Here is a 10,139-nt window from a genome sequence, read left to right on the forward strand (position 1 = left end):
TGAACAGTGAGATCAGGGTCTCAGGCGATTTGACGACAGGCTCTAGGCCTCAGTGGACTCTAGGAAGATGTAGCCGAAGGTTTCCAAGTCCCGCAAGAAGCTGCAAACCGCTTGGGTGGCACTGGCGCGATCGACTGGTGAGCGATCGACTGGGTTCAGGGGCCGCACCCGCATGAACCGATCGATCAGTTGCGTAATCGGTTGGGGCCCCGTCAACAGCGGAACCAACACAGGCACTAGGCTGGCACTGGCCGCTGCGATGCCTTCCGGCCGCCGCAAAAATTTCGCGAAGTTCAGGGGCTTGAGATAGCGGCAGGATTCCACGAGGGCGGCTTCAAATTCTGGATTGTTCAGGAGTGGGTGCAGCACCGCTTGGGTGCGATCGGGCTGCTGGACCAACTGCTCAACCGTGGGCGACTGCGGCGGTTCTGCCATGGTTTTTGGCGTACAGAATATGTCGATCAATCGGTTGCGGCTAACCAACAAATCGTGCCAATGCATTTGTTCACGACAACTGATTTGCGCAAATCGCGATCGCAGTTCCTCGGGAAATTGCTCCAGATCCAGCATGGTTTTCACTGCCCAATCCTGGGGTTCCACCGGGGCAATGACCTGTAAGTTTGCACCATCAACTAGGTCAAACACCTCCGGCACTGAAAATCCCCGATCGCCGTGGAGCATGAAATTAAAAGCCAAGATCCGCTCGCGAATATCAGGATTGTCAGTGTCATTGCGATCCCACATTTTCCGCACATCCACATTGCGCGGATTCAGGGACAACACAATAGATTCCACCAGGGCCATGGTGGTTTTTTCATCCCGATCGGGTGTAATCGCGCCCACATCACGCAAAAATTCCTGGGCACAAAGCACGGGAATTCGAGTGTTGAAGCTATGCAAATTCACTCGCAAAATACCCGTTGGTTTCAGCACGCTGGCCATCAACCGCAAACTAGCGAGGGGATCTTCCAACAGGTACAGCACCTCATCGCAGTTGATGTAGTCAAATTGCTGATTGAGGCTAGGAAGCTGATCGATATTGAGGGTTAAAAATTTAGCCCGATCGAGCAAATCAAACCGCCGAAACCGCTCGATCGCCACATCGATCGAAGCCGGAGAAAGATCGATGCCGGTAATGGTTGTTCCCGGGTTCAGATGAGCCAACATCAAACCCTTGAAGCCGCTGCCGCAACCCACATCCAGAATCTGCATTCCTTCGGAGCTGACCGATCGGCGATCGCGGGCATAGAATGCGGTGGCTAAGGAGTGGGCATGAAATTCATCGGGCTGACTATCGGGAGCCGTTTCGATCGGTTCGCGAGGATAAGGCGTTTGGTCAAACTGTCGCTGAATCCAGGCTTCTCGTTCAGCGGAAGATTCAAAATTCATGGCAAATCAGGGCTTCCAATCAGGGCTGCGAAATCAATCAATTCGATTCAATTTGATTCAATCTGGCTTGACTTGAATTTGACTTGAGTTTGGTTTGAATTTGATTTGACTCGGATTAATTTGGCTTTACTCCGTTCGAGTTCTCGTGAATTTTCAAAAAATTCGCGCCAAGTCAAGTTAATTCGGCAATTCGTCAGTTCAATTCACCAATTAATTCAGCCCAATTCAGGCAAGTTCAATTCAGGCAAGTTCAATTCAAGCGAGTTCAACCAACAAATAACCCGCTTGACCCAATTCCGAGAGCAGATAACGCAAGGCTGCTTCCACTTCCGATCGCGCAATGGGTTCCAAGGTTACTGGATCCACAGGACGCAATTGTTGCAGCGAATCTGCGAGTTCCGTAAAGGTTTTCATCCCTTCCAACAGGGGCAACAACCCAAGAGAGATCGCGCTGCTGACCGACTCCCAACCCCAGTTCAGAGACAGGTGTTGATTCAACTTTAAATCAGTGCCCTTTAAAACCACATTTTTGAGGTCTGCGACAAATTCTGGCGTATCTAACTGCGGGTGAAGCGCGGCTCGGGATTGATGCCAATCTTCTGGTTCCCAATCGCTGAGGGCTGTCCAGGGTTGCGCCGCGTCAGGATGACCACACCAGAAATCTAAAAGTCGATGGTTCGATCGAATCAAATCAAAAAAGTGTAGTTGATCGGAAATCGGCGCTTCTGATAATCCAAAAGCGATCGAAATGGGCATATTCTCTGGGTCTTTGAACAGATCCGTCACTTCCCAGGACTGCCAATCGGTCATGCTAATGAATTCCAGACCGGAGCGATCGATATAGTCAAAAAGCTGCGGAATAGTAAATCCCCGATCGCGCTGGAACAACAGGTTCATCATCACCCGCTGTTCATCCTTCATTTTCCCAGAATCCCAAATTCGCATTTTCAGGAGTGTTGTATCCTTCAAAGACTCCATCAATTCGGTCAGAATTCCCATTTCCAGCTCACCCGGATTGTCATCCATCAACCCAATCAGGTGAGCCAAGCTTTGGGCCTTGAAATAGTCAAATCGCTGATAAAGACTATGGAGATTGGAACGAATAATGCCATCGGGTTTCAAGACGGCTTTCATGGCTGCCAACCCATCGGCAGGATCCGGTTGCAGATATAGCAATTCATCGCAGTTAATGTAGTCAAATTCCATGCCTAATTGCGGCAATTCTTCCATTGCCAATGCATGAAATTCCACGCGATCGCCCAATCCATGATGCTCCAAGCGCTTTTGGGCCAAGTCCACGGAAGCGGGCGACAAGTCCACCCCCACAATGCGCGCACCGGGGTTGGCCAAAGCCATGCTCAACACGCCGTATCCACTGCCACAGCCCACATCCAGCATCAATCGCCCTTCGGTGTTGGCAATTTTTTGGTTGCGACGATAGTAGGCGGTGCGGAAATCGTGCCAGTAGGTATGGGTTTCGGCCGGTAAGCGATCGAGCGGAATGCGGGGATAGGGGGCGCGATCGAACTGGGCCCGCACCTTGGCAAGGGGATCCTCAAGCGGATCGTCAGCGGGGTTCGTGGGAGAAGGCAAGAGGGATGGCTCGGTCATGCGGGGGTTAACGAATAGTTGTCCTAACGCAAGGGTGGGAAGACCCAACGGCAAGGGCGGGTTAGAATCTTGACGGGGCCATGGATTGGCCGTGGTCAAGCGGTTGCCGAGGCTACCTTGGCCATATTGCCCCATTTCGATCCCGAAGCGATCGCCCCAAATCCGCTACCTGCCGCCCGATCGCCGATCCGTTTTAACAGTTGGTTTCACAATTTGTTTAACAAGTTGCTTAGTGATTGGCTGCACAATCGGCTCGGCAATCAACTCGGCAATCGGCTTCACCATGGATTTCACCGTGGGCTGAAAACTTTTGAACGGCTTGTCCTGCCATCTTCTCCAACACCATTTCCCACATCGTCAGTCGCAACCCTATGAGCATTGAACAGCATTCCCAGCCAACGGACGATCGCGCCGCTGTGGCCAACTCGTTGGATGAAATGCTAGAGGCGCTGAATTTGGGAATTCCGACGGCTCCCGACGATTTTCGATCGGGCTTTGTGGGAATTGTGGGGCGGCCAAACGTTGGCAAGTCCACGCTGATGAATGGTTTGGTGGGGCAAAAGGTGGCCATTGTCTCCCCGATCGCCCAAACCACTCGCAACCGACTGCGGGGTATCCTGACCCGGGATGATGCGCAAATTGTGTTTGTAGACACGCCCGGCATTCATAAGCCCCACCACGAATTGGGCAAAGTGTTGGTGGCCAATGCACGCATGGCCATCCATTCGGCGGATTTGCTGCTGTTTGTGGTGGATGGGTCGGTGGAAGCAGGCGGGGGCGATCGCTTCGTGGCCGAGTGGCTGGCCCAAGCACCCGTGCCGGTGGTTTTGGGGCTGAACAAAATTGATCTGCAAACGGATCCGACGGTGGAAGAGTCCTACGCAGCCTTGGCGGCCGATCGGGGTTGGCCGATCGTGCGGTTTTCGGCGCTCCAGGGCGAAGGGACAGAAGACCTATTGCAGGCGCTGATCGATCGACTGCCGCCGGGCCCGTTTTATTACCCCCCGGAATTGGTGACCGATCGCCCCGAACGATTCATTATGGGCGAACTAATTCGCGAGCAAATTTTGCTCCATGCCCGGGACGAAATTCCCCATTCCGTGGCGGTGGAAATCGATCGGGTGGAGGAAACCCCGAAAATTACCCGCGTATTAGCCACCATTCACATTGAACGGGCCAGCCAAAAGGCAATCTTGATCGGCAAAGGTGGTTCCATGCTGAAGGCGATCGGCACGGCAGCCCGCGAACAAATTCAAAAGTTAATTGATGGCAAGGTTTACCTGGAGTTGTACGTGAAGCTGCAACCCAAATGGCGGCGATCGCCCGCTCGCCTGGCCGATTTGGGTTACCGAATTGAGGAAGATTAGGCGACAAACCCGCAAGAAGTTAGCCGCGAGCGATTAGTTATTAATAAACTTCTCGAAAACTTCCCCAAAATCCTTGCGCACATAGGACTCATGGGCCAGCTTTAACCAATTGAATGCGTATTGGTTAATTGCCTTGAATTGCTCTTCGGCCGTTGAAGTGCTGGTCGATCGGCTGATGGTGGTGGCCGCCGTGTTCAAACTGGTTTGTGCATAGCCGTGGAACGCAGTATTTTCCTGCTGAATCAAGGCGATTTTCAGCAGGGCCTTATACAAGTCCTTGAGTTCGTGAATATGGACTTTGGCCACATCGATCGAGTAATGCTGGCTGCCCATGGAAAATTTAATTTCCACATCCCGATCGAGCGTTCCTGCCGTTTCCAAAGTCACATGGGAAATGGCATGGTGGGCATAGTTAAAGCGCCGCAAAGTGCGTTTTTTGCTGACAGCCGATGTGCCATCCACATGGATTAGGGCCAAGTTGGTGAAGCAATATTCATCCATCTTGGACTTAATCAAAAAATAGATTTTCTCGCCTTCTTCATTGATGATGTAGTCGTCCGCATCAACCTTGCCGTAATCCTGGGGACGAATCACCACCCCAATATCACTGAGACCCAAGGCATCCGAAGCCAAACTCTTAAACATGGGAATCACCGATTGTTGATTAGCCCTAGCCCAGCATTGCCCAGCCCAGCATTACTTTGCCCAACCTTGCCAGGCTGGCTTGAGTAACCATTTTGAGGCTAGCCCGGCCAGCCAGTATAACAATCGGATTTTGTTGGTTGCCAGGGGCAATCAACTCTCAGGCTAGGCTTTGGGCTGTTCCTAGGCGACTAATCGCACAAATTTCTTTTTTCCCACTTGCAGCACTTTGCCCAACAAATCCGCCGCTGATTCAAACTTTTGGTTCACATCCGCCAGCTTTTCGCCATCCAGTTTCACACCGCCCCCTTGAATTTGGCGACGGGCTTCGCTACTGGTGGTGCATAACTTTGTGGCACTCAAAAGATAGAAAATTGGAGCCGGAAATTCCACCTGCGCCAAGGAAAATTCCGGCACATTTTCCGCACCGCCACCGCCCGACACCAAATTCATGGCATCTTTTTGGGCTTGCAGGGCGATCGCCTCGCCATGGATTTGTTGGGTAATTTCCAGGGCCAACAATTTCTGGCGATCGCGGGGATTTTCGGGCAACTGATCCAACGGTAAATCCGTCATCAGTTCAAAGTAGGTTTCCAGTTGCGCATCGGCCACCTTTTCCAGCTTGGAATACATGGTGAGCGGGTCTTCTCGCAGGGCCACATAGTTCCCCAAGGATTTGGACATTTTTTGCACCCCATCTGTCCCGATCAAAATGGGCGTGAGCAATCCAAATTGCGGTTTTTGACCAAAGTGGCGCTGCAAATCTCGCCCTACGGCTAGGTTGAACTTTTGGTCTGTGCCACCCAGTTCCACATCCGCCCGCACGGCCACGGAGTCGTAGCCCTGCATCAACGGATAGAGAAATTCATGCAAAAAGATGGGGCTTTCCTGCTGATAGCGCTCCGCAAACCCTTCCTTGGCCAACATTTGGCCAACGGTCATGGTGCTGAGGAGTTCCAGGATTTTGCCTAAGTCCAGCTTGGCTAACCACTCGGAGTTGTAGCGCACCTCCAGGCGGCCAGGCGTTTCAAAATCCAGGATCGATCGCACCTGTTCCAAATAGGTTTCCGCGTTGGCTTGCACTTGCGCTTCGGTCAGTTGCTTGCGCACTTCCGATTTACCGGTGGGGTCGCCAATGCGAGCGGTGAAATCGCCAATAATCAGGACGGCGGTGTGGCCCGCATCCTGGAAAGCGCGCAATTTGCGAACGGGAATGCTGTGCCCCAGGTGAATATCGCTGCCGGTGGGGTCAATGCCGAGCTTGACGCGCAAGGGGCGATCGGTCGTGACCAACAACCGCTCTAGGTTCTGGGTCGGATCCGCTGAGTCGGGTTGGTTGGGAAAAATATCGGCGGTTCCGCGATGGAGCCAATCGAAGTTAGACGCTGCCATAACTGGTGCGCTCAATTCGCTATAGGGACTGAATAGGGGTTGACAATAGAGGCTCAAAGATTTCAATGAGCTGATCAAAAGAGCCTCTGACGAGGATTGAACTCGTGACCTCACCCTTACCAAGGGTGCGCTCTACCACTGAGCTACAGAGGCGGGGTGGTGGGCCGAGCTGGATTTGAACCAGCGTAGGCATAGCCAACGGATTTACAGTCCGTCCCCATTAACCACTCGGGCATCGACCCGCTTCCACCACGGGAGATAACAATAGCACAAGGATCGAAAATTCCCAATAGGCAGCCCAAAATTTTTTTAAATTTTTTTGAGGCAGCGCTTGGCCCGGCTAGGGCGGGATCTTGGGCAACGCTGGGGTCAAAAACTGGGGACGATCGGGAGGCCGCTGGGGCGATCGCCGGGTGTGGAGATTTCGCCGGGCGGCGGCTCCCGCAGTTCGCCCAATCCCTTTCATAATGGATATAGTTAGCGCGTTCTGAGTAGCAACCTGTGCAACTTGAGTCTCAGCCTGATACCCAGCGATCGAATGCGGGTCGATCGGGCACGGCCCAGCGATCTCCATCAAGTGCCCCGGCTGCTGATTCGGACTCTGGATCTGCCCCCCCAGCCTCACCCTCGGCACTCCAGGAGCTGAACCAATGGGAGCAGCGATCGCGCCGTTTGTTTTGGCCTTTGTTTGGGGTGGCGGCCACGGCCATCTTGGGGGCCGCCGGTTGGGGTCTGTGGCAATTGCGCAAGCCAGCGGATCCGGCGGTTGATCCCTTGGCCAAGCTGACCGTTCCGGTCACTTCCGCTAATTTGACGGTCAAGATTGATGCAAGCGGCACTATCCGCCCGATCCAAACCGTGAACCTGAGTCCCAAAACCTCCGGGCGACTGCTGGAGTTGTATGTGGAGCAGGGAGATGCGGTGCAGAAGGGCCAAGTGATTGCCCGGATGGATGATGCGGAACTGCGGGCGCAACTGGCGCGGGCCCAGGCCGGCTTGGCGCGGGCCCAGGCAAGGCTGGCGGAGGCCCAAACCGGCAACCGACCGGAGGAAATTGCCGAGGCGGAAGCTCGCGTTAATCGATCGCGCGCGGATGTGGTGAGTGCCCAGGCGCGGCTGGATTTGGCGCGGGAACGGCTGGAACGCAACCGATCGCTGGCGGAAGCGGGAGTGATTGAGCGCGATCGCCTGGATGGGTTTGAGCAAGAGGCCCGCAGCGCCAAGGCAGATGTCGATCGAGCCAAGGCGGCGTTGGTGGAATCCCAAAAGGGGCGCGATCGAATTCGGAACGGTTCCCGGATTGAGGACATCGCTGCCGCCCGGGCCGATGTGGCCGAGGCCCGCGCCCAAATGGCCCTGATCCAAACGCAATTGAATGACACCGTGGTGCGTGCGCCCTTTGCCGGATTCATTTCCCAAAAGTATGCGGAACCCGGCTCCTTCGTGACTCCCACCACGTCTGCTTCCTCCGGCAGTGGAGCAACTTCCACCTCGATCGCGGCTCTGGCCAGCGGGTTGGAGGTGTTGGCTCGGGTTCCGGAAGTGGACATTGGGCAAATCAAGTTGGGGCAAACGGTGGAAATTACGGCCGATGCCTATCCCGATCGGGTCTTTCGGGGACGGGTGAAGCTGGTGGCTCCGGAAGCGATTCGGGAGCGCGATGTCACCTCCTTTGAAGTGCGCGTGGCGATTCTGTCAGGGCAGGAGGTGTTGCGATCGGGTATGAATGTGGATTTGGTCTTTGTGGGCGATCGCCTGCCCCAAGCCGTGGTTGTGCCGACGGTGGCCGTGGTGACCGATCGCGGGCGCACGGGCGTTTTAGTCCCCAATGCCACCCAAAAGCCCGAGTTTCGCGCGGTGGTTTTGGGCCCCACCTTGGGTAATCAGGTGCAGGTGCTCCAAGGCATTAAACCGGGCGATCGGGTCTTCACGGATTTGCCCCCGGGGCAGACCCTCGACAGCATCTTGAACAACAAGGCGAAACCCGGCAATGGGCGATCGGCCAATCCCTAGGGGCGCAGTCAGTTTCAAAGGGCGATCGGCTCATGCATATTCCCAAACGCGGTAAACATAAAGTCTTCATCGGCATGGCTCCCGGTGTTGGCAAAACTTACCGCATGTTGGAAGAAGGCCAGCAATTAAAAGCAGAGGGCGTGGATGTGGTGATTGGGTTATTGGAAACCCATGGCCGCAAAGAAACCGCCGACAAAGCGATCGGGTTGGAGGTGGTTCCCCCTGCCCAAATTGCTTACCAAAATCGATTGCTGCCGGAAATGGATGTGGCCGCCATTTGCGATCGCCAGCCCCAGTTGGTGTTAATTGATGAGCTGGCCCATACCAATGTGCCCACGAGCGATCGCCCCAAGCGCTATCAAGATGTGGAGCTGATTTTGGCGGCGGGGATTGATGTGTTTTCCACGCTGAATATTCAGCATTTAGAAAGCCTCAATGATCTCGTGACTCAAATTACCGGTGTGGTGATTCGAGAGCGCGTGCCCGATCGAATTCTTGAGGAAGCGAATGAGGTGGTGGTGATTGATGTCACCCCTGAAACCTTAGAAGAACGCCTACAGGATGGGAAGGTTTATGCCCTGGATAAAATTCCCCAAGCGTTGACCAATTTCTTTCAACGTCGCCACCTGATTGCTCTGCGAGAACTGGCATTGCGGGAAGTGGCCGACAATGTTGAAGAACAGGCGATTGACCAAGATCCCAGCACTCCATTTTGTAACATTCACGAGCGCGTGTTGGTCTGTGTTTCGACCTATGAAGGATCGATGCGCCTATTACGACGGGCAGCGCGTTTGGCGAGTTATATGAATGCGCCCTTGTATGGCTTATTTGTTTGTCCGCCCGATCGGTTTTTAAGCAAAAGCGAAGCGCTCCAAATTGAGGGCTGTCAGCGACTTTGTGAGGAGTTTGGGGGGGAGTTTTTACAAGTTCAAGCCTCCAACATTCCCCAGGCGATCGCCAAAGTGGCCCGAGATTATCGAATTACACAAATTGTGCTGGGCGAAACCCGTCGATCGCGGTGGCAATTATTGCTGCGCGGCTCTTTAACCTACCGATTGATGAATCTCCTAACAGAGCAGTCAGTGGATTTGCACATCATGAGTCATGACAGCCGCGCCCCACGCTCTCAGAATTCTGCTGAGTCTTGATCAATATTTTCCAAGAGGTTTCCGGTTTTCAGCGCGGGAATTTTCGGGAATTTTTAGGTAATTTTCCCGGTCACGAATTTCCCACAGGGTCGCTAGGTTGGAATTAATTTTTGGGAAAGCTACGACTCGTTTCCTCAGAAATATCTTCGGTAATCAGAATTTCTTGATCAATGACGCGAAACACCAACCGCTGATTCGCCACACTGTTCAGGGGCTGATCGCGAGCCAGCGCTGACTGAAACAGGGTGCAGGTCACCACCGCTTGGGAGCGATCGGGCGAAATCTCAATCACCAAATCTTCGTAGCGAACGGCGGTTATGCGCATTTGGGGATAGGCTAGCTCCAGCAAATCTCGAATTTGTTGGCGACCGTCAAGCCGAATCATTTGAGATCCTCCGGCGAGGTTCACCGTTGCCCGAATTGCCGCATTGGGTGCATAGAAGCTAACGATCGCCTCAATATCTTGGTTTTTGATGGCGGCCAGCAGCCCTTCCAAGCGCGATCGAACCTGATTTTCGGTCAACTCCACGGGTGAACGCATCTGGGGTGGCGTTCGGGGTGGCGTTCGGGGTGGCAT

Annotated in this window: 8 protein-coding genes and 2 tRNA genes; 3 read left to right on the forward strand and 7 right to left on the reverse strand. The window is 53.9% G+C overall.

Translation table 11 applies throughout. The annotated features are described in order from the left end of the window. Positions 1 to 42: 42 nt before the first annotated feature. Together AMR42_RS08110 and AMR42_RS08115 are read right to left on the reverse strand one after the other, a co-directional pair. Positions 43 to 1,389 (reverse strand): class I SAM-dependent methyltransferase, encoded by a 1,347-nt coding sequence (locus AMR42_RS08110; RefSeq protein WP_099532950.1) that lies wholly within the window; start codon positions 1,387 to 1,389, stop codon positions 43 to 45. A 255-nt stretch (positions 1,390 to 1,644) separates the two neighbouring features. After that, entirely contained in the window at positions 1,645 to 3,000 is a 1,356-nt protein-coding gene (locus tag AMR42_RS08115; protein ID WP_234406828.1) for a bifunctional 2-polyprenyl-6-hydroxyphenol methylase/3-demethylubiquinol 3-O-methyltransferase UbiG, read from the reverse strand. Positions 3,001 to 3,437: 437 nt separating this feature from the next. Between AMR42_RS08115 and era the strand changes: the two genes are divergently transcribed. Next, complete coding sequence (gene era / locus AMR42_RS08120) at positions 3,438 to 4,367, forward strand: GTPase Era (protein ID WP_099532958.1); 930 nt, start codon at positions 3,438 to 3,440, stop codon at positions 4,365 to 4,367. A gap of 33 nt (positions 4,368 to 4,400) precedes the next feature. On the opposite strand, the gene AMR42_RS08125 is transcribed toward era, so the two are convergent. The 4 genes from AMR42_RS08125 to AMR42_RS08140 all read right to left on the reverse strand — a co-directional run bounded on the left by AMR42_RS08125 (position 4,401) and on the right by AMR42_RS08140 (position 6,643). Continuing rightward, positions 4,401 to 5,012 (reverse strand): PH domain-containing protein, encoded by a 612-nt coding sequence (locus AMR42_RS08125; protein ID WP_099532952.1) that lies wholly within the window; start codon positions 5,010 to 5,012, stop codon positions 4,401 to 4,403. A gap of 180 nt (positions 5,013 to 5,192) precedes the next feature. Further along, on the reverse strand, positions 5,193 to 6,401 hold the full coding sequence (gene tyrS / locus AMR42_RS08130; RefSeq protein WP_099532959.1) for a tyrosine--tRNA ligase: 1,209 nt from the start codon (positions 6,399 to 6,401) through the stop codon (positions 5,193 to 5,195). An 81-nt stretch (positions 6,402 to 6,482) separates the two neighbouring features. Beyond that, positions 6,483 to 6,554: transfer RNA gene (locus AMR42_RS08135), tRNA-Thr, on the reverse strand. A 4-nt stretch (positions 6,555 to 6,558) separates the two neighbouring features. Further along, a tRNA-Tyr gene (locus AMR42_RS08140) sits at positions 6,559 to 6,643 on the reverse strand. Between the two features lie 259 nt (positions 6,644 to 6,902). Here AMR42_RS08140 and AMR42_RS08145 point away from each other — a divergent pair. Then, entirely contained in the window at positions 6,903 to 8,414 is a 1,512-nt protein-coding gene (locus AMR42_RS08145; protein WP_234406830.1) for an HlyD family secretion protein, read from the forward strand. A gap of 32 nt (positions 8,415 to 8,446) precedes the next feature. Next, complete coding sequence (locus tag AMR42_RS08150) at positions 8,447 to 9,562, forward strand: universal stress protein (protein ID WP_099532953.1); 1,116 nt, start codon at positions 8,447 to 8,449, stop codon at positions 9,560 to 9,562. Between the two features lie 103 nt (positions 9,563 to 9,665). On the opposite strand, the gene AMR42_RS08155 is transcribed toward AMR42_RS08150, so the two are convergent. Next, on the reverse strand, positions 9,666 to 10,139 hold a 474-nt coding region (locus AMR42_RS08155; RefSeq protein WP_143472988.1), incomplete at its 5' end, for a nuclear transport factor 2 family protein.

Origin of the sequence: Limnothrix sp. PR1529 (assembly GCF_002742025.1) — a bacterium.
GTDB lineage: Bacteria > Cyanobacteriota > Cyanobacteriia > CACIAM-69d > CACIAM-69d > CACIAM-69d.